The 18,244-nt window shown below is 60.4% G+C and carries 19 protein-coding genes and 1 tRNA gene; 16 read left to right on the forward strand and 4 right to left on the reverse strand.

The window, feature by feature from the left end; all coding sequences use genetic code 11:
- The first annotated feature begins 175 nt into the window (after positions 1–175).
- From HGP16_RS05065 to HGP16_RS05075, 3 genes are read left to right on the forward strand one after another with little or no spacing between them, the layout of a single operon-like run.
- On the forward strand, positions 176–640 hold the full coding sequence (locus HGP16_RS05065; protein WP_168838919.1) for a MarR family winged helix-turn-helix transcriptional regulator: 465 nt from the start codon (positions 176–178) through the stop codon (positions 638–640).
- Complete coding sequence (locus HGP16_RS05070) at positions 633–1,859, forward strand: HlyD family secretion protein (protein WP_168838920.1); 1,227 nt, start codon at positions 633–635, stop codon at positions 1,857–1,859. Before HGP16_RS05065 ends, HGP16_RS05070 begins: the two co-directional genes overlap by 8 nt.
- Entirely contained in the window at positions 1,852–3,396 is a 1,545-nt protein-coding gene (locus tag HGP16_RS05075) for a DHA2 family efflux MFS transporter permease subunit (protein ID WP_168838921.1), read from the forward strand. Before HGP16_RS05070 ends, HGP16_RS05075 begins: the two co-directional genes overlap by 8 nt.
- Before the next feature lie 231 nt (positions 3,397–3,627).
- Here the strand turns inward: HGP16_RS05075 and HGP16_RS05080 are convergent, their stop codons facing one another.
- Positions 3,628–4,032, reverse strand: a complete 405-nt coding sequence (locus HGP16_RS05080) for a VOC family protein (RefSeq protein WP_168838922.1) — start codon at positions 4,030–4,032, stop codon at positions 3,628–3,630.
- A 72-nt stretch (positions 4,033–4,104) separates the two neighbouring features.
- Entirely contained in the window at positions 4,105–4,701 is a 597-nt protein-coding gene (locus HGP16_RS05085) for a DNA-3-methyladenine glycosylase (RefSeq protein WP_168838923.1), read from the reverse strand.
- Between the two features lie 416 nt (positions 4,702–5,117).
- Between HGP16_RS05085 and HGP16_RS05090 the strand changes: the two genes are divergently transcribed.
- Positions 5,118–5,207: transfer RNA gene (locus HGP16_RS05090), tRNA-Ser, on the forward strand.
- 100 nt (positions 5,208–5,307) lie between these two features.
- Here the strand turns inward: HGP16_RS05090 and HGP16_RS05095 are convergent.
- Positions 5,308–6,054, reverse strand: coding sequence for an SDR family NAD(P)-dependent oxidoreductase (locus tag HGP16_RS05095; protein ID WP_168839174.1), 747 nt, complete (start codon positions 6,052–6,054; stop codon positions 5,308–5,310).
- A 98-nt stretch (positions 6,055–6,152) separates the two neighbouring features.
- Between HGP16_RS05095 and HGP16_RS05100 the strand changes: the two genes are divergently transcribed.
- The 8 genes from HGP16_RS05100 to HGP16_RS05135 all read left to right on the forward strand — a co-directional run bounded on the left by HGP16_RS05100 (position 6,153) and on the right by HGP16_RS05135 (position 13,423).
- Positions 6,153–6,518, forward strand: coding sequence for a helix-turn-helix domain-containing protein (locus HGP16_RS05100; RefSeq protein WP_168838924.1), 366 nt, complete (start codon positions 6,153–6,155; stop codon positions 6,516–6,518).
- Between the two features lie 192 nt (positions 6,519–6,710).
- On the forward strand, positions 6,711–7,334 hold the full coding sequence (locus HGP16_RS05105; protein WP_205926293.1) for a flavodoxin family protein: 624 nt from the start codon (positions 6,711–6,713) through the stop codon (positions 7,332–7,334).
- Positions 7,327–8,199, forward strand: coding sequence for a sigma-70 family RNA polymerase sigma factor (locus tag HGP16_RS05110; RefSeq protein ID WP_168838925.1), 873 nt, complete (start codon positions 7,327–7,329; stop codon positions 8,197–8,199). The genes HGP16_RS05105 and HGP16_RS05110 overlap by 8 nt, the downstream gene beginning before the upstream one ends.
- A 79-nt stretch (positions 8,200–8,278) precedes the next feature.
- Positions 8,279–8,782, forward strand: a complete 504-nt coding sequence (locus HGP16_RS05115) for a GNAT family N-acetyltransferase (RefSeq protein WP_168838926.1) — start codon at positions 8,279–8,281, stop codon at positions 8,780–8,782.
- A gap of 333 nt (positions 8,783–9,115) precedes the next feature.
- Positions 9,116–10,285: a septal ring lytic transglycosylase RlpA family protein gene (locus tag HGP16_RS05120; protein WP_168838927.1), complete on the forward strand. Its 1,170-nt coding sequence runs from the start codon at positions 9,116–9,118 to the stop codon at positions 10,283–10,285.
- Between the two features lie 70 nt (positions 10,286–10,355).
- Positions 10,356–11,564, forward strand: coding sequence for a D-alanyl-D-alanine carboxypeptidase family protein (locus HGP16_RS05125; RefSeq protein ID WP_168838928.1), 1,209 nt, complete (start codon positions 10,356–10,358; stop codon positions 11,562–11,564).
- A gap of 153 nt (positions 11,565–11,717) precedes the next feature.
- Complete coding sequence (tmk, locus tag HGP16_RS05130; RefSeq protein ID WP_168838929.1) at positions 11,718–12,395, forward strand: dTMP kinase; 678 nt, start codon at positions 11,718–11,720, stop codon at positions 12,393–12,395.
- A complete protein-coding gene (locus tag HGP16_RS05135; RefSeq protein WP_168838930.1) occupies positions 12,392–13,423 on the forward strand; it encodes a DNA polymerase III subunit delta' in 1,032 nt (343 codons plus the stop codon). Before tmk ends, HGP16_RS05135 begins: the two co-directional genes overlap by 4 nt.
- Positions 13,424–13,475: 52 nt before the next feature.
- Here HGP16_RS05135 and HGP16_RS05140 read toward each other — a convergent pair whose 3' ends face one another.
- Positions 13,476–14,219, reverse strand: coding sequence for a sulfite exporter TauE/SafE family protein (locus tag HGP16_RS05140; protein WP_409526815.1), 744 nt, complete (start codon positions 14,217–14,219; stop codon positions 13,476–13,478).
- Positions 14,220–14,527: 308 nt separating this feature from the next.
- On the opposite strand from HGP16_RS05140, the gene metG reads away from it, so the two are divergent.
- The 4 genes from metG to HGP16_RS05160 are packed head-to-tail and all read left to right on the forward strand — an operon-like array spanning position 14,528 to position 18,192.
- Positions 14,528–16,081, forward strand: coding sequence for a methionine--tRNA ligase (gene metG / locus HGP16_RS05145; RefSeq protein WP_168838932.1), 1,554 nt, complete (start codon positions 14,528–14,530; stop codon positions 16,079–16,081).
- 8 nt (positions 16,082–16,089) lie between these two features.
- Complete coding sequence (locus HGP16_RS05150; protein ID WP_168838933.1) at positions 16,090–16,872, forward strand: TatD family hydrolase; 783 nt, start codon at positions 16,090–16,092, stop codon at positions 16,870–16,872.
- Positions 16,873–16,876: 4 nt separating this feature from the next.
- Entirely contained in the window at positions 16,877–17,704 is an 828-nt protein-coding gene (locus HGP16_RS05155; protein WP_168838934.1) for an MBL fold metallo-hydrolase, read from the forward strand.
- A complete protein-coding gene (locus tag HGP16_RS05160) occupies positions 17,701–18,192 on the forward strand; it encodes a YbaK/EbsC family protein (protein WP_168838935.1) in 492 nt (163 codons plus the stop codon). Before HGP16_RS05155 ends, HGP16_RS05160 begins: the two co-directional genes overlap by 4 nt.
- Positions 18,193–18,244 lie beyond the last annotated feature (52 nt).

Here is an 18,244-nt window from a genome sequence, read left to right on the forward strand (position 1 = left end):
TACGACTTGAACGATACGCAAGACAACCGCCGCTCACTGCGGCATCTTTGCGACACCCCTGCGACATCTTCGACCACAGCCATTTCTTGATCGCCCGCCCTCTTGTATCGCACGGGCACTTACTATACGTACCGATAATTATAAGGTTGCTTATCAATAGCAGGCTTTTCATACTATGAATTCGACACCCACCCTCGGTTTTCTCCTCCATGACGTTGCCAGGCTGCTTCGCAAGCGGTTCGAGCAGCGCGCAAAAGATTTGGGTCTGACGCGTTCGCAATGGCAGACGCTCGCCTACCTCGCAAACAACGAAGGCATCCATCAGGCCGGCCTGGCGGAAATACTGGAGATCGAGCCGATTACGCTGGTTCGCATCCTCGACAAGCTAAGCGAGCGCGGCCTGGTGGAGCGCCGGCAGCATCCGAACGATCGGCGGAGCTGGCTTCTCTATCTGTGCGTGGAAGCCCGGCCGCTGATCGATACCATGCGCGATATGGGCGACCAGACACGCAAGGAAGCGCTTGAAGGAACCTCGCAGGAGGATCACGAGCGCCTTCATGAATTGCTAACCCTCATGAAATCGAACCTGCTTAGCGCCTGCCGTTCGAAGGCAGTCGACAAAGAGTTACAACATGGCTGACGCATCTTCCTCGCTTCGCGTACCCGCAAACGCAAATTCCGCTGAACAAAATGAGACCACAGTGGCCGAGGCACCGTCCTCCAACCCGTCGCCGCAGCCCACTGCGGCTGTAGCGACGGCCCCGGTCACGCCCCCGGAAACGCCGCGCAAGCGCCGCAACCTGACGCGGCCGGTCCTGTTCGCACTGCTGCCCGTCGCGCTCGTCATCGGCGGTTATTACTACGTCACCGGCGGACAGATCATGTCCACGGACAATGCCTATATCCAGGCCGACATGGTGGGCGTTTCCACTGACGTTTCGGGCACGGTGATCTCGGTCGACGTGCATGAGAACGAGGTGGTGAAGAAGGGCCAGGTGCTCTTTCGCCTGAAGCCTGACTCCTTCCGGATCGCACTGGAGGGTGCAACGGCGCAGCTTGGCAACGCCAGGAACCAGATCCTGAACCTGCAGGCGAGCTACAAGCAGGCCCTGGCCGAAATCGCCCAGGCACAGGCCGACATTCCCTATTTCCAGACGGAATTCGAGCGCCAGCAGAACCTGATCAGCAGCTCGGTTGCCTCCAAGGCGGCATTCGACGAGGCCAAGCACAATCTCGAGGCCGCACAGCAGAAGGTATCGGTCGCGCAGGCGCAGGCGGCAACGACGCTCGCCCAGTTGGGCGGCGAAGGTGCCGCCGATCTGCCCGTCGAGCAAAATCCGCTTTACCTCCAAGCCAAGGCTGCAGTCGACAATGCGCAGCGCGAGCTTGACGATACCGTCGTGCGCGCGCCCTTCGACGGCATCACCGCCAACGTGCCCTCGCTTCAGGTCGGCGCCTATCTGACGGCCGCGCAGCAGGGATTCTCGCTGGTTTCCACGACCCATGTGTGGATCAATGCGAGCCCGAAGGAAACCGAGCTTACCTATGTGCGCCCCGGCCAGAAGGTCGACATCTCGGTCGATGCCTATCCGGACGTAACCTGGAAGGGCACAGTCGCCAGCATCTCGCCGGCATCCGGCTCCAGCTTCTCGCTGCTCCCGGCCCAGAACACGACCGGCAACTGGGTCAAGGTGGTGCAGCGCATTCCGATGATCATCAGTATCGATGATATGCAGGGCAAACCGCCGCTGCGTGTCGGGATGAGCGTCGTTGCCGGTGTCGACACCGGCCATGCCCGCGGCCTGCCGGATTTCATTACCAATCTGCTGGGCCATTCCCGTGGTCAGGATCATGAGTAACGCTACCACCGCTTCACCGTCGGCGCCGGTCGCCAATCGCGGCGCCATCACCGCCTGCGTCATCCTGTCCGTCATCATGCAGGCGCTGGACACCACGATCGCCAACGTCGCGCTGCCGCACATCCAGGGCGACGTCTCGGCCAGCGCCGACCAGATCAACTGGGTTCTGACGTCCTACATCGTCGCGGCGGCGATCATGACGCCGCCCTCCGGCTTCCTTTCGGCGAAATTCGGCCGCAAGCGGGTCCTACTGGTCGCAATCGCCGGCTTCGTCGCCGCTTCCGTCCTGTGCGGCCTGTCGGAATCACTGGTGCAGATCGTCGGGTTCCGCCTGCTGCAAGGGCTGTTCGGCGCCGCGCTCGTACCGCTGTCGCAGGGTATTCTGCTCGATATCTACAATGTCGAGGAGCGCGGCCGCGCCATGGCGCTGTTCGGCGTCTCGGTTATGGTCGGTCCGGTGCTGGGACCGGTCATTGGCGGCTGGCTAACGGACAATATCAGCTGGCGCTGGGTGTTCTACATCAACGTGCCGATCGGCGCGCTCGCCTTCTTCGGCATCGTCGTCTACGTGACGGAAACCAAGCTCGATGCGCTTGCCAAGCTCGACTGGTTCGGCTTCAGCATGCTTTCGATCACCATCGCGGCGCTACAGCTCTTTCTCGACCGCGGCGAGCAGCTCGACTGGTTCTACTCGAGCGAAATCATCATCGAAGCGCTCGTCTGCGTCTGTGCCTTCTATCTCTTCATCGTTCACATGTTCACGGCCGAGCGAAGCTTCGTCAATCCGCGGCTCTTCATGGACCAGAACTTTGCCGTCAGCATCCTGTTCATCTTCATCGTCGGCGTGACCTATCTGGCTTCGCTGGCGCTGATGACGCCCTATCTGCAGACGCTGATGGGCTATCCGGTCGTGACCGCCGGCATCGTTATGGGGCCGCGCGGCCTCGGCACCATGTTCTGCATGTTCCTGGTGGGACGCCTGATCGGCAAGATCGACACGCGCTGGCTGCTGTTCATCGGCCTCGCGCTGACGGCCTGGGCCATGTATGACATGACCGGCTGGACACCGGATGTTTCGCAATGGACGCTGATATCCGTGGGCTTCGTCCAGGGCGCCGGCCTCGGCTTCCTCTTCGTGCCGTTGACGACGATCGCCTTTGCGACGCTGCCGGCGCAGATGCGCGGCGAGGGGACGGGCCTTTACAACCTCTCGCGCAATATCGGCTCCAGCGTCGGCATTTCCGTCGTTTCGATGCTGATCACCGAGAACACGCAGGTCAATCACGCAAACATTGCCGCCTATGTGACGCCGTTCAACCGCTATTTCGACGCGACGGCCGCGCAGGGAGTGAGCCCCTTGACGGCGGTCGGCCGCGCGACCCTCGACGGCATGATCACCACCCAGGCAACCGTCATCGCCTATATCGACGACTTCAAATTGCTGATGCTGATGTCGATCTTCGCCATGCCGCTATTGGTGCTGCTCCGCAAGCCGAAGGCACCTCCGGCCGTCGACCATAGCGTCGCGATGGAATAGAGCATTTTCAGGAAAAATGCGCAGCGGTTTTCCGTCCGGAATGCGTTGAGAAAGAAGAAGATAGAGCGTTTTCGCGATGCGAAGAAAAACGGAAATACTTGCCGCGCGGTCTTTCCAGTTTCACTACGTGGCCGGACGGCCGCCGGGCACCACCCCGGCGGCCTTTTTTGTCAGAAACGAGAGGCCAAGCCGGCTCATCGGATGGCATTGCCGAGACCGCGCAAGACCGCCTTAATCGCCGAGATAGCAACCGGCTTCGACATTGTTGCCGTCCAGGTCGATTAGGAAGCCACAATAGAATGGTGGCCGGCGAATGCCCGGAAGACCGTTGTCGCGCGCGCCATGCTTGAGCCCGGCCTCATGAAAGCGATCGACCGCTTCGCGTGAGGGTGCCTGGAAGCAGAGATGAATGGGGCTGGAGGCAACCGTTGCACTGTCAGTCCAAAAGGTCGGCCGTCCTTCAGCGATCACGAAGAAAGGCGATTGCGGCTTTCCTGTAGAAAGAACGACCCAGGCGGAATCGGGCGCCAGCCGATGCTTCTCCACGATACGGATGCCGAGCGGCGCCAGCATATGCGCATAAAGCCTGGCACTGGCCCGTAAATCCTTGGCGACGATTCCGATATGGTCGAACATGCTATTTCCCAGAATGTTCGTTCGCCGAGTTTAACCGAACATTGGAGGAGGCGCCAGGCATCCTGCCTGCGCTCATAGGAAACGACGGCTGACGAAACGCGAGCCCGCCGCCCCGAAGCGCCAGAGCGGATCGATGTTCTTGGTGATTCCGATGCGCTTGCCCGAAACGACCGGGACCGGTTCCGCCAGCGACATCGAAAACGGCGCCGCATCCAGGGAGTGGCCGTCGAGACTTATATCGACATCAAGTGCCTGCGACAGCTTGCCCGGCCCGTTGCAGAGCGAGACGATATCGGCAAGGCCACGCCGCCGGATCATATCGCCGATGCCACTTTCCGGCTCGATCGCGCGGATGAGCACTGCACTTGCTTTGGTGCAAACGAAATTCAGGCACCAGTGAATGCCATAGGAGCGATAGACATAGACGTGGCCGGCAGGTCCGAACATGGCCGCATTGCGCCGCGTCGGCCCGCGATATGCGTGGGAAGCCTCGTCATCGGGCCGATAGGCCTCCGTCTCGACGATGCGGCCGCCTATGCCCGCAACCGTGAAACGCGCGCCGATCAGGTCGGACGCGACCACCACGGCATCGCGGCTGAAAAAGGCGGTGAGGGCCTGGCCGGCGAGAGGCTTCGCGCCGAGAGACAGGGAATGATCGTCAGAAGTCATGTGTAGGAAACTATCCCGGATAGTCGAAGCCATCAACACGAGGTCGAGAAATCGAGGTCGGCGCAGCCAACGCACTGAGAATTGACAATAACTAAGCTTTTCTTATTAATTAGCCTGCTTCAGTCAGATTTGACCCCTGACCTGGCGAAGGTGGCCCGGCCCGTTCCAGCGGCCGGGCCACCTTATTTTTGTCGCCTTGACGAAACGAAACTCGCGCATTGACCCGCGCTCGATCGATATCCCTCAATCACCATTCCATTTGATGTCGAGAATGCAAGAGAGCTTGGCGGAACAAGTTGACGCGGCGACCAAAGCTGCTAAAAAGCCAGCCGTCGAGTGATTGGGTAGAAAATCGGCAACCGCGTCCGATTTCGAAGAATCAATAAACATTGATTTTTCAACCTTTTCAAGGGCTTGGAAGAGTGTCCGAGTGGTTTAAGGAACCGGTCTTGAAAACCGGCGTGCGGGAAACCGTACCGTGGGTTCGAATCCCACCTCTTCCGCCAATAGGCTTGTGTCCATACCGAAGACATAGGTAACAGTTTGTCCCTGAGACATAGGTAACACTTTCGCGCCGAAAGGGTTCGGCAGGGGTTCGATCGGCCGTCAGACTTGTGCGTCTCCGCCGTCAACGAAGACCTCGCTACCGGTCATGAAGCTGCTTTCGTCCGAGGCAAGGAAGAGCGCCACCGCCGCCGTCTCCTCGGGGTGGCCCACGCGACCAAGCGGTATTTGCGAGGCAAAGCTCTCCAGCAACGCGTCCTCCTCTCCGGCCTTCACGAGCCCCTTGAGGCCGGGCGTCTCGGTGGCGCCGGGGGAAAGTACGTTCACGCGGATACCCGTCCCCCTCAGGTCCAGTGCCCAGCTTCGGGCGAAATTGCGGATTGCAGCCTTGGTCGCGCTGTAGACGCTGAACGCAGGCGTTCCTGTCGAGCCGGTGGTCGAGCCGGTGAGGATGATGGATCCACCGGCCTGCATAAGCGGCAGCGCCTTTTGCACTGTGAACAGCGTTCCTTTGACGTTGACGTCGAACGTCAAATCGAACGACGCCTCATCGATAGTGCCAAGCGGAGTCAGCTTTCCGAGCCCAGCGTTAGCGAAGAGTACGTCTATTCGTCCGCTCTTCGCACGCACCGCCGCGAACAGCCGATCAAGATCGTCCAGACGCGAAACGTCGCCCTGCACCGCTGTCACTCCGGAGCCGATCTCCTCCACCGCCCTGTCCAGTTCCTCCTGACGACGGCCGGTAATGAAAATCTCGGCGCCTTCCACCACAAACCGTTTGGCGGTCGCCAGACCGATGCCACTGTTGCCGCCAGTTATGACGGCGATTTTACCTTCAAGCCTGCGCATCTCGATCTCCAAGAAAATGATGACCGCTTCGAAATAGAGGCTTGCTTTTCTTTCTTCCAGTATGCACCTTTTGGTAAGTGCTAATTGGAGCATGCGAAATGGCGACACCTGGCTTTATCTGCGGGCTGGACGCTGCGTTGGCTGTCATCGGTGGCAAGTGGAAGCCATTGATCCTGTTCCACCTTGCCCACGAAGCCCGACGCTATGGTGACCTGAGGCGGGCCATCGGCAAGGTCAGTGACAAGATGCTCATCCAGCAACTGAAGGAACTGGAGGCTGATGGGATCGTCGATCGGCTCGACTTCAAGGAAATTCCGCCGAAAGTCGAGTATTCCCTCACTGCGTTCGGCCAGACCCTCGCCGGAGCCTTGAAGCCGCTCTGCGCCTGGGGAACGGAACATATGATCGAAGTCGAGAAACTCATGTCACGCCGCGGCGCGTCCGAGATGGAGAAAGTCGCCTGATTTTCCGAATATCTTGCGGCAAGCCATGGCGCGCCTCAGGAGGCTATAGCGTAGACATAGTGCCCATCTTCATCGTTCCCTTTCCGCCAATAAACTTCCCAATTTTTGCCTTCCCCTAAATTCGCGGCATGTCACAATCCGCACCCATGCCTTGTCATCTCCTTCGCAACGCCAATTTCGAAGGAGATGACAATGATCCGGCAGAGCATCGCAATCGTCTATCATAGCGGCTATGGGCATACGGGCCGTCAGGCGGAAGCCGTGAGGGCGGGGGTTGAGCAGGTGGATGGTGTCGAGGCCATGCTGTTGACGGTGGACAAGGTGGAGCGCCACTGGGATGATCTCAATGCGGCGCAGGCCATCATCTTCGGATCGCCGACCTATATGGGCGCGGTTTCCGCGTCGTTCAAAGCGTTCCAGGAGGCAACATCGCATGCCGTTCTCGCCAAGGGTTACCTGTGGAAGGGCAAGATTGCGGCGGGTTTCACCACCTCGGGGTCGCGATCCGGCGATAAGCTCTCGACGCTGATGCAGATGGTGATCTTCGCAGCCCAGCACGGAATGCATTGGGTCGGCCTCGATCTTCCTCCGGCGAATTGCTCTTCGACCGGCTCGGAAGCGGATATGAACCGTCTCGGATTCTGGCTTGGTGCCGCGGCGCAGGCGAACACGGATGAAGGCCCGGAAACCGCGCCGCCCGCATCCGACCTCGCCACCGCCTGCCATCTTGGGCGACGGGTGGCGCTGACGACACTGCAGTTCGTCCGTGGCCGCGAAATTATTTCATTCCCACGTGAGCTCGCCGCCCATGAGTGAAACGCCTTCGGACCCGATCTTTGCCGAGCTGCGCCCGCGCCTCGTCCGGCTTGCCTACAGGATGCTGGGATCGGTCGCTGATGCCGAGGATATCGTGCAGGATACATGGCTGCGCTGGCTGGCGACCGATCCTGCGACCATTCGCACGCCCGTCGCGTTTCTGCGGACCATCGTCACCAGACTTTGCCTGAACGAGTTGAAATCGGCGCGCCGGCAGCGCGTGTCCTATGTGGGACCATGGCTGCCGGAGCCGATCTTCGATCCGGAAGATGCCGATGCGGCCGACGATATCACGCTGCCGTTGATGATGGCGCTGGAACGCCTGTCACCACTGGAGCGTGCCGCCTTTCTCCTGCATGACGTGTTCGGCATGGATTTCGACGATGTCGCGCTCGCGATCGGCCGCGAGGCTGGTGCCTGCCGCAAGCTTGCCAGCCGGGCGAGGGCGCATGTCACCGAGGCCAGGCCGCGCTTTGCCGTCGGCAGGGAACAGGGACGCAAAATTGCCACCGCCTTCTTTACCGCGTCGAGAACGGGGGATATGGCCGCTCTTGGCACCCTGCTTTCCGAAGATGTGGTTGCCTATGCGGATGGCGGCGGCAAGGTGCCGACCTCACGGCGGCCGCTCATCGGGCTTTCGGCGGTTATGCTCCTGCATGAGCAGTTGGCGCGGCTTTTCCGCACGGAGCCCTCACGGCTGATCCATTATGCCGTCATCGACGGTTTGCCCGGCTTCGTAACGGTGGAGGGCAGCAATGTCGTGCAGACGACCGCGCTGCACATCGAGCGCGAAAAGGTCGTTGCCATCTATTGCGTGCGCAATCCGGACAAGCTGCGGCACATTATCGGCACAATGCCCCATTGACGGTTGACGGCGCAAAGGGCGGGATGCGAAACACGCCTCTCCACCGCGCCGTACATTTGCTTCAGCGAGAGGAATAGGCATGCAGCGCTTCAACATACGCCGCCTGCAGCGCGACGATGCCTCGATTTTCAGAGATATCCGCCTGGAAGGGCTGGCGCATCATCCGGAAGCCTTTGGCGCTTCCCATGAGCAGGAGCTGGAATATTCGCCGGCGCAGATCGGCGACATACTCGAAGGCAATACGGTGATCGGCGGCTTCGAGGATGACGGGGCGCTTGCCGGCGTTATCGCCATCGCGCGGTCGAAAGGGACGAAGATGCGGCACATCGCATCGATCTGGGGCATGTATGTGCGTCCAAAGGGGCGGGGCACCGGCCTGTCACGTTTGCTGATGGCTGCGGCACTTGAGGAAGCAAGAGCTGATTGCCGCTCGGTGCGCCTCAGCGTCGTATCCTCCAACGCCCCAGCCATTCGCCTCTATGAATCCTTCGGCTTCAAGACCTGGGCCGTCGATACCGAAGCGCTGAAGGTGGGCGATATCTATCATGACGAGATACTGATGCGTCTTGATACAAGCACCTGAAAGAACTGCTTCAAATCCATCCGACTGATCCCGGTTGCAATGACGATCCGATCTCGTCTGTCACAGAGCGAGACCGGCTGGTGACGATCCGCAGACGACCAATGCCTGGGCATGCATGCCGTCGACCTCGCTACTTCAAATCGGCGCCACTTTACTGTGCGTTAACCATGACTTTAAGAATCTCTTCGGTGCGCTCAATTTGCATCGCAAAATCGACAAACTGTAATCATGATTAAAGCACCGTTAGGTGATTGGAGCGTAGCAGGATACCGGAATGAGGGAATGTGCCGGTAGCATACCTCCGTCAAAGTAATGAGTAGCGGCTTGGGACAGATGACATCAGAAAATCGTGCGGTGACATGCGCAACGGGTATGCGTTGGTTTGCTCTTTCCCTGATGTGCGCAACCATTACGGCCTGCGGAACGTCTCAGAAGGTTGCCTCGACGCGCCAGCACGGCAAGGAATATTTCTCCGAGAAGGAATATGGCGTGAAGGCGAGCCCTCGCGTCGTCAATAATGGCCCCGTGCCGAAGGGCGGCGGCCGCTTCATGGTCGGCAATCCTTACCAGGTGAAGGGTAAGTGGTATTACCCCAAGGAAGATTTCGGCTACAGCAAGGTCGGCATCGCCTCCTGGTACGGCTCTGCCTTCCACGGCCGCCTGACGGCCAACGGCGAAGTCTACGACCAGCAGGCATTGACCGCTGCCCATCCGACCTTCCCGCTGCCAAGCTACGCCCGCGTCACCAATGTCGAGACCGGCTCCTCCATCATCGTGCGCGTCAACGATCGCGGCCCATACCACCCCGGCCGCATCATCGACCTTTCCAACAAGACCGCGCAGATGCTCGATCTCCAGCACAGCGGCACCGGCGACGTGCGCGTGCAATATGTCGGCCGCGCCCGCATGGACGGCCATGACGAGCCCTATCTGATGGCCTCCTACATTCCGAAGGGTTCGCGCCTGCCCAGCATCAATCCGGGTGGCCAGATCGCGACAGGCGTGATGGTTGCCTCGGCCGGCCGGATGACGGCGGATCAGTTGCCCGAAACGGATACTCCCCTCCGCGCAAGCCGCCAGCAGCGCAGCTATGACGCTGCGCCGGCGATCGCACCCATTCCGCGCAAGGCGCCTTATTCGACGACGGCCTTTGCCGGCTCGACGCCGGATGCCGGTTATAAGGGCGGCAAGCGCAACGATCCGCCGCCGATGGAATGGAACGGCGGCGCAATGCCGGCTGCTGAGTCCGCGGAGCCGTCCATGGTCGTGCTGCCGAGAATTGGCCCGATCCCTTACGAGCGGCCGGACTTCTCTCGGCGTCTTGCAAGCCTGAAGGATGAAACCCTGGGCTCCACCGTTGCCGCCTACCAGGAGGCTCCCGTCAAGACCGTTTACGTCAATCTTGCTTTCGATGCCGTCATGGTTCGCAATGACGGGTTGACGCAGCAATCGATCCTTTCGTCCTATCATCGCCAGCGTCAAGGTACGACGCAGGCGGATTGATCGGTATCATTGCCTGAATCTCAACCCGTCACTAAAATAATCGTGCCGGTGATCGGATGAAGGGGACGATATGCCAAAGTGCTTGATTCTTTTGTTCCTTTTTGTCCTCGGGTTCGGCAATGCCTCCGCCTTTGCGCAGACGGCACCCGGTACTTTCGACACAAAAGCCGCGCAGGCATTCATGATCGAAGCCTCGACCGGCACCATCCTGCTTGCAAAGAACGAAGATCAGCTGATTTCGCCGGCATCCATCGCAAAGCTGATGACGCTTGATGTCGTCTTCGACGCGATCGGGCGAGGGGAGGTCAGCCTCGATACCGAATATCCCGTCTCGGAAAATGCCTGGCGGACGGGCGGCGCCCCCTCGCGCGCATCGACGATGTTCGCCGCGTTGAAATCGCGCATCCGCGTCGGCGACCTGATCCAGGGTATTGCCGTGCAGCAGGCGAATGACGCCTGTATCGTTCTCGCGGAAGGCATGTCCATCAGCGAACGGGAATTCGCCAGGCGCATGACGGCGCGTGCAAGAGAGATCGGCATGTCGCGGGCAACCTTCATCAATTCCACCGGCCTGCCCGATGCGAACGATCCGAATGGCGGCGGCAAGGTCTCCGCGCGGGAGATGGTCATGCTGGCGCAGGACCTGCAGCAGAAGCACCCGGATCTATATAAATATTTCGGGCAGGCCGATTTCACCTGGAACAAGATCTATCAGCGAAACAAGAACCCGATGCTTTTGCTCAATATCGGCGTGGATGGCCTGGGGCTCGGTTTTGCCGAAAGCGAGGGCTTTTCGATCGTCGCCTCCATTCAGCGCGATGGACGCCGGTTGTTCCTGGCGCTCGGCGGCTTGAAGAGTGACAAGGAACGCATTGAAGAGACGCGGCGCGTGCTTGAATGGGGCCTCAGCAACTTCAAGAGCCAGCGCATCTTTGCCGATGGCGAAGTAATCGGCGATGCCAGCGTCTACGGTGGCGCTGCTTCCACGGTCGGCCTGCAGGCAAAAATGCCTGTTGATGTCTATGTCCCGATCGAAACCCCGGATCGACTGTCGGCGCGTATCGTCTATCGCTGGCCGCTGGCCGCGCCCGTGGCCGCGGGCTACGAAGCGGGAACTCTTCGCGTATTCCTCGGCGCGCGGCTGGTGCGTGAACTGCCGCTCTACACGAAGGAATCGGTCGCGCAGGGCACATTGGGCCGCCGCGCCTTCGATGCCTTTATGGAATTGACGGAATCGCTGCTGTTCTCCTGGCTTTGGGACAAGCCTTTGCCGAGTTGAGAGAGCCGAGCGGCTCGCGAAATCTCTGTTCACACCCCATATAGAGTCGTGCCCACCTAGACATGCACGGTTCCACCGAGGCGTGTCTTGGGTTAAACAGAATGCGTATCGCATACCAGACGGATGGCACGCGAAAAGTGCAGGACATGATCATTGGCTGATGCAAACGGATTATTCGTAAGCTTCGAAGGCGGGGAAGGGGCCGGCAAATCCACCCAGATCCGCCGGCTGGCTGAACGGTTGCGCGAGCGTGGCCACGAGGTTCTGGTGACGCGCGAACCCGGTGGCTCACCGGGCGCGGAGGCTGTGCGGCACGTCCTGCTTTCCGGCGCGGCAGAAATGTTCGGCACGCGAATGGAGGCCATTCTTTTCGCTGCGGCCCGCAACGATCACGTCGAGGAAGTTATTCGTCCGGCGCTTTCGCGCGGCACCATCGTCCTTTGCGACCGCTTCATGGATTCCTCACGCGTTTATCAGGGCGTGACGGGCAATCTCGAACCTGATTATATCGAGGCCCTGCAAAGGGTCGCCGTCAACGGCGTCGTGCCGGACTGCACGCTGATTCTCGACATCCCGGCCGAAAAGGGCTTGGAGCGTGCGCGTAAACGCGCCTCGGCCGTCGCCGCACCCGATCGTTTCGAAAAGGAAGAGATGCAGACCCATGAGAAGCGCCGCGAGGCCTTTCTCGATATCGCCGCCCGAGAACCTGATCGTTGCCACGTCATCGACGCGCAGCGATCGGAAGACGATATCGCGGCGGAAATAGCCGCGATCGTGGACAAGCGGCTTGCGGCTGCCAATATCGCCGCTGGATCGGAAGCGGCGCAATGAGTGACGACCGGCCGGGCGTCCTCGACGGCGCCATTCCTCCGCAGGACAACGTGAAACTCTTCGGCCACGAGCAGGCGGAAGCTTTCCTCGCGCAATCCTATCGCTCCGGCAAGGGGCATCATGCCATGCTGATCGAAGGGCCAGAGGGTATCGGCAAGGCGACGCTTGCCTTTCGTTTCGCCAATCATGTCCTCTCCCATCCCGATCCGGCATCCGCACCGGAGACGATCGGCGATCCGGACCCGACATCCGCCGTCAGCCGGCAGATTTCCGGTGGCGCCTCCCACAATCTGCTGCACCTCAGCCGACCGGTCGACGACAAGACCGGCAAGGTGAAGTCCGCAATCACCGTGGACGAGGTGCGCCGCGCCGGAAAATTCTTCTCGCAGACCTCGGGCACCGGCAACTGGCGGATCGTCATCATCGATCCAGCCGACGATCTCAACCGCAGTGCAGCCAATGCCATCCTGAAGATCCTCGAGGAGCCGCCGAAGCGCGCTTTGTTCCTCGTGCTTTCGCATGCACCGGGCCGGCTTCTGCCGACGGTCCGCTCGCGCTGCCTGCCTTTGAAGCTCGCGCCGCTGGCCGATGATGCCTTGCGTTTGGCGCTCGAAAACCTGGGTGTGCCGGCCGGGCAGGGCAGCAAATTGCTCTCGGCAGCCAAGGGCAGCGTCAGCGAGGCGCTCAAGCTGCTGAATTACGGTGGCGGCGAAATCGTCGAAGCCTATAGGCAAGTGCTTTCGGCGGATGGACCCGCCGCCCGCAAGGCAATGCACCGCCTCGCCGATGCACTTTCCGCCAAGGACAGCGACACGATCTTCGGCTTCTTCGTGGCTCATATCGGCGATGACATTATCGATCGCGCCCGTGCCGCCGCGCTTGACGGCTCCGTTGCCGCGGCCGAAAGACTGGCCCGCCTGCATTCCGAGACCACCGAACGGCTCAACGTGTCACAGGCTTACAATCTCGATCGCAAGCAAACGCTGATCACAATTCTCGGCGAGCTCAAGCAGCAGCTTTCGGCATAAAACGGACTATAATTCCGAACGAAAGCCGCCATGGAGTTTCCTCTGAAACGCATCAGGGAAGGATCAGCTTCCAGGCGACGATGGCCAGCGTAACGGCAAGGATGATGCGCACGGACCGCTCATGCAGGCGCGGCGCCAGCAGGCTGCCGGCGACGATGCCCGGGATCGAGCCCACCAGCAGGGCGAACAGCATCGTCCAGTTGATCTCGCCGATGAACCAATAGCCCATGCCGCCGATCAAGGTCAGCGGCACGGCATGGACGATATCCGAGCCGACGATTTCGCGTACGTCCGTCTGCGGATAGAGCACCAGCAAAACGGTGACACCGAGCGCGCCCGCGCCGACCGAGGTCATGGTAACGAGAATGCCAAGCGTGAGGCCGAGGACGATTGTCAGCAGGGCGATGTTGCGTGGCGATATGGTTCCGCGCTCGCCGCGCCATTTGCGGATGGCCGCCAGGATCTGGCCACGGAAGATCAGCATCAGCGCCGTCAAAAGCAGGAGACAGCCCAAGGACAGGGTGATGGCATGGGCGACGGCGGGGCTCTCGCGATTGACGCCGGCCATGATCCAGAGCATGGCGAGCGCCGCCGGCACGCTGCCGGAGGCCAGGAGGCCGACGACCCGCCAATTGACCCGCCCGTGAATGCCGTGCACGGCCGTTCCCGCCGTCTTGGTGATTGCGGCATAGAGCAGGTCGGTGCCAACAGCCGTCGCCGGGTGCACCCCGAAGAGGAGGACGAGCAAGGGCGTCATTAGAGAGCCGCCACCGACGCCGGTTATGCCGACCAGCATGCCGACGAAAAAGCCGGAAACGGAATAAAGCGGCTGAAAGGAACCGATCGAACTCAAATTCACAGGCCCTTGAAGCCGTTGGGCAGACCAATAGATAAAACAATGAAATTCACGGCCATCTCTGTCCTGCGTTCGAGTCCTCCGAAGGGGTAAAGGCGAGGCGGGGCCGAGTCAAGCAAGGCGCCATCCCGAAGTTCCGAATGCTGCGGGCGCGAAACTTGGTGTTTCGCTCCCGGCAAACATGCGCTAAAGCGAGCGGTGCCAAGAATAACAAAGACGCAACAGTAAAAAGCGGACCGCTGCCCGACATGACCGAAAAAACTCCGTTCTACATTACCACCGCGATCGCTTATCCCAATGGCAAGCCGCATATCGGCCATGCCTATGAGCTGATTGCCACCGACGCGCTGGCGCGCTTCCAGCGCCTCGACGGCCGCGACGTCTTTTTCCTGACGGGTACGGACGAGCATGGTCAGAAGATGCAGCAGACGGCACGCGCCGAGGGCATGGAACCGCAGCAGCTCGCCAACCGCAATTCAGACGAATTCCAGGCGATGGGCAAGCTGCTGAACGCGTCGAACGACGACTTCATCCGCACGACGCAGCCGCGCCACCATGAGACATCGCAGAACATCTGGAACTTGATGGCGGACGCCGGCGACATCTACAAGGATTCCTATGCCGGCTGGTATTCGGTGCGTGACGAAGCCTATTACCAGGAAAGCGAAACCGAGCTGCGCGCCGACGACGTGCGCTACGGGCCTCAGGGCACGCCGGTCGAATGGGTGCAGGAGGAAAGCTATTTCTTCAAGCTCTCGGAATACCAGGACCGGCTGCTGAAGCTTTACGAAGAGAATCCGGACTTCATCGGCCCTGCCGAGCGGCGCAACGAGGTGATTTCCTTCGTGAAGTCGGGCCTCAAGGATCTGTCGATCTCACGCACCACCTTCGATTGGGGCATCAAGGTGCCGAACGATCCGGCTCACGTCATGTATGTCTGGGTCGATGCGCTGACGAACTACATCACAGCGACCGGCTATATCGAAGACCGTAACAATCCACGGGCGAAATACTGGCCGGCGGACCTGCATGTCATCGGCAAGGACATCATCCGTTTCCACGCAGTTTATTGGCCGGCCTTCCTGATGTCGGCGAAGCTGCCGCTGCCGAAGCGCGTCTATGCCCACGGCTTCCTGCTCAACAAGGGCGAGAAGATGTCGAAGTCGCTCGGCAACGTCGTTGATCCGGTCAATCTCGTAAACCATTTCGGTCTCGACCAGGTGCGCTACTTCTTCCTGCGCGAAGTCTCCTTCGGCCAGGACGGCAGCTATAGCGAAGAGGCGATCGGCACGCGCATCAATTCCGATCTCGCCAATGGCATCGGCAACCTCGCCAGCCGCTCGCTCTCGATGATCGTCAAGAACTGCGACGGCCAGATCCCCGAATGCGGTCCGCTGACCGACGAAGACAAGGCGCTTCTCGCGCAGGCCGACGCCTTGCTGGCCTCGAATCGCGAAGACATGGGCAAGCAGCTCATCCATCGCGCTCTTGCCTCCATCATTGCGGTGGTTTCCGAAACAGACCGCTATTTCGCGAGCCAGGAGCCTTGGGCGCTGAAGAAGACCGACCCAGCCCGCATGGCGACCGTGCTCTATGTCACGGCCGACGTCGTGCGTCAGATCGGCATTCTGCTGCAGCCCTTCATGCCGGAATCCTCGGCAAAGCTGCTGGATCTTATCGCAATCCCTGCCGACAAGCGTGATTTCACGGCACTCGGCGAGGCGGGCCGCCTCGTTGCCGGGACGCCGCTGGAAGCGCCGAAACCGGTCTTCCCGCGCTATGTCGCGCCGACCGCCGAATAAGGTTTTCCATGCTGATCGATACGCATTGCCATCTGGATTTTGCAGACTTCGAGGACGAGCGCGATGCGATCGTCGCGCGCGCTCACGAGGTCGGCATCAAGCAGATGGTCACAATCTCGACCAAGGTCAGGAAGCTCGATGGATTGCTTGCGCTCACCGAGCGTTATCCATCGGTTTTCTGTTCGGTCGGCACACATCCGAACAGCGCCGACCAGGAGCTGGACATCCAGACGGAAGACCTCGTGCGGCTGGCAAATCAGCACGAAAAGATCGTGGCGATCGGCGAGGCGGGTCTCGACTACTTCTACGATACCGTCAAGCCGGAAGACCAGAAGACCGGCTTCCTGCGCCATATCGCTGCCGCGCGCGAAACCAAGCTGCCGCTGGTCATTCACAGCCGCAGCGCCGACGAGGATATGGCGGCCATCCTGACGGAAGAGACGGGGAAGGGGGCTTTCCCCTTCATCCTGCATTGCTTTTCCGCCGGCCCTGCCCTTGCCCGCACAGGCGTCGAACTCGGCGGCTACATCTCCTTTTCCGGCATTCTGACCTTCCCGAAATCGGAAGAACTGCGCGAGATCGCCAAGACGATCCCGCATGACCGGCTGCTGGTCGAGACCGATGCGCCGTATCTGGCGCCGAAGCGCTGGCGCGGCAAGCGCAACGAACCGTCCTATGTCGTCAACACCGCCGAGGTGCTGGCCGATACGATCGGCGTCAGCATGGCGGATATCGCCGAGATCACCACGGCGAACGCCTTCCGCTGCTTCTCCAAGATGACGAGGGTCTGACGTCGTGACATACCGGCGACGCTTCACCATTTTGGGCTGTTCATCGTCGCCGGGTGTTCCGCGCATCACCGGGGATTGGGGCGACTGCGATCCCAAGAACCCGAAGAACCGGCGCACGCGCGCGGCATTTCTCGTCGAACAGATCGCACCCGATGGCGGGATTACCACCGTCGTCATCGATACGGGACCGGATTTCCGCGAGCAGATGATCCGAGCCGGTGTCAGCTCCGTCGACGCCGTGCTCTATACCCATGCCCATGCCGACCATATTCACGGCATCGACGATCTGCGCGGCTTCTTTCATATCTCGCATGAGCGGATCCCGATCCATGCCGATCCGCCGACCATGGATCGAATCCGCGAGGGTTTTCGCTACTGTCTTGAGACGCCGCCCGGCAGCAGCTATCCGCCCATCGTGCGGCCGGTGCTGATAGAAAGCCTCGAGACAAGCTTCACGATCGCGGGGGCGGGCGGTCCGATCCGTTTCTGGCCTCACAAGCAGCTGCACGGCGATATTCATTCGCTGGGTTTTCGTATCGGTAAACTCGCTTATTGCAGCGATATCAGCGACTTCCCGCCGGAATCTGTAGAAAAAGTCGAGAATCTCGATGTCCTGATCATCGACGCTCTGCAGTATCGGCCACATCCGAGCCATTTATCGCTGGAACAATCGCTTGGATGGATCGAACGCTTGCGGCCGAAACATGCCATCTTGACCCATATGCACACGCCGCTGGATTATGACACCGTGCTGGCAGAAACGCCCGATCATGTCGAGCCGGCCTACGATCAGATGCAGATCGAACTCGACGTGGAGGATGACGATCTATGAGCGAAGACAGCAGAAAGCTTTCGAGCCTGGAGCGCGTCGAGCTGGCGGCGCGCCATCTGGGTCTGGATATTTCGATCAAACGCATGGAGCAATCGACGCGGACGGCCGAGGAAGCCGCCAAGGCGGTCGGATGCGCCGTCGGCCAGATCGTCAAGTCGCTGGTCTTCGTCAACGCCGACACGCACGAACTGACGCTGCTTCTTGTTTCGGGCAGCCATAATGCCGATACAGCATATATAGCAACGACTTACGGGGTTCGGCTGAAGCGTGCGGATATCGATCGCGTTCGCGACGAAACCGGCTTCGCCATCGGCGGCGTCGCACCGATCGGCCATCTCGTCGATCTGCCTGTCTTCATGGATGAGAGCCTTTTGTCTTATGATCAGGTCTGGTGCGCGGCCGGACGCCCGGACAGTATTTTCGCCTGCGATCCGATTTTGCTGGCCGAGAAGATTGCAGCCAAGGCGATCCGCATCAAGGCAGGCTGAAGAGGCAAACGCCGTCGGCATTGAACGGCCGAGCCATACGAAGCGCTGCGAC

The sequence above is a fragment of the Rhizobium sp. P40RR-XXII genome (assembly GCF_012641405.1).
GTDB lineage: Bacteria > Pseudomonadota > Alphaproteobacteria > Rhizobiales > Rhizobiaceae > Rhizobium.

Excerpts from the sequence above, each read along its gene's own strand:
- HGP16_RS05070 (WP_168838920.1), top strand. The coding sequence starts at position 633 with ATGGCTGACGCATCTTCCTCGCTTCGCGTACCCGCAAACGCAAATTCC.
- HGP16_RS05075 (WP_168838921.1), top strand. The coding sequence starts at position 1,852 with ATGAGTAACGCTACCACCGCTTCACCGTCGGCGCCGGTCGCCAATCGC.
- HGP16_RS05105 (WP_205926293.1), top strand. The coding sequence starts at position 6,711 with ATGATCCGGCAGAGCATCGCAATCGTCTATCATAGCGGCTATGGGCAT.
- HGP16_RS05085 (WP_168838923.1), bottom strand. The coding sequence starts at position 4,701 with ATGACTTCTGACGATCATTCCCTGTCTCTCGGCGCGAAGCCTCTCGCC.
- HGP16_RS05115 (WP_168838926.1), top strand. The coding sequence starts at position 8,279 with ATGCAGCGCTTCAACATACGCCGCCTGCAGCGCGACGATGCCTCGATT.
- HGP16_RS05110 (WP_168838925.1), top strand. The coding sequence starts at position 7,327 with ATGAGTGAAACGCCTTCGGACCCGATCTTTGCCGAGCTGCGCCCGCGC.
- HGP16_RS05080 (WP_168838922.1), bottom strand. The coding sequence starts at position 4,032 with ATGTTCGACCATATCGGAATCGTCGCCAAGGATTTACGGGCCAGTGCC.
- HGP16_RS05150 (WP_168838933.1), top strand. The coding sequence starts at position 16,090 with ATGCTGATCGATACGCATTGCCATCTGGATTTTGCAGACTTCGAGGAC.
- HGP16_RS05095 (WP_168839174.1), bottom strand. The coding sequence starts at position 6,054 with ATGCGCAGGCTTGAAGGTAAAATCGCCGTCATAACTGGCGGCAACAGT.
- HGP16_RS05120 (WP_168838927.1), top strand. The coding sequence starts at position 9,116 with ATGACATCAGAAAATCGTGCGGTGACATGCGCAACGGGTATGCGTTGG.
- HGP16_RS05100 (WP_168838924.1), top strand. The coding sequence starts at position 6,153 with ATGGCGACACCTGGCTTTATCTGCGGGCTGGACGCTGCGTTGGCTGTC.
- HGP16_RS05135 (WP_168838930.1), top strand. The coding sequence starts at position 12,392 with ATGAGTGACGACCGGCCGGGCGTCCTCGACGGCGCCATTCCTCCGCAG.
- HGP16_RS05065 (WP_168838919.1), top strand. The coding sequence starts at position 176 with ATGAATTCGACACCCACCCTCGGTTTTCTCCTCCATGACGTTGCCAGG.
- metG (WP_168838932.1), top strand. The coding sequence starts at position 14,528 with ATGACCGAAAAAACTCCGTTCTACATTACCACCGCGATCGCTTATCCC.
- HGP16_RS05140 (WP_409526815.1), bottom strand. The coding sequence starts at position 14,219 with ATGCTGGTCGGCATAACCGGCGTCGGTGGCGGCTCTCTAATGACGCCC.
- HGP16_RS05125 (WP_168838928.1), top strand. The coding sequence starts at position 10,356 with ATGCCAAAGTGCTTGATTCTTTTGTTCCTTTTTGTCCTCGGGTTCGGC.
- HGP16_RS05160 (WP_168838935.1), top strand. The coding sequence starts at position 17,701 with ATGAGCGAAGACAGCAGAAAGCTTTCGAGCCTGGAGCGCGTCGAGCTG.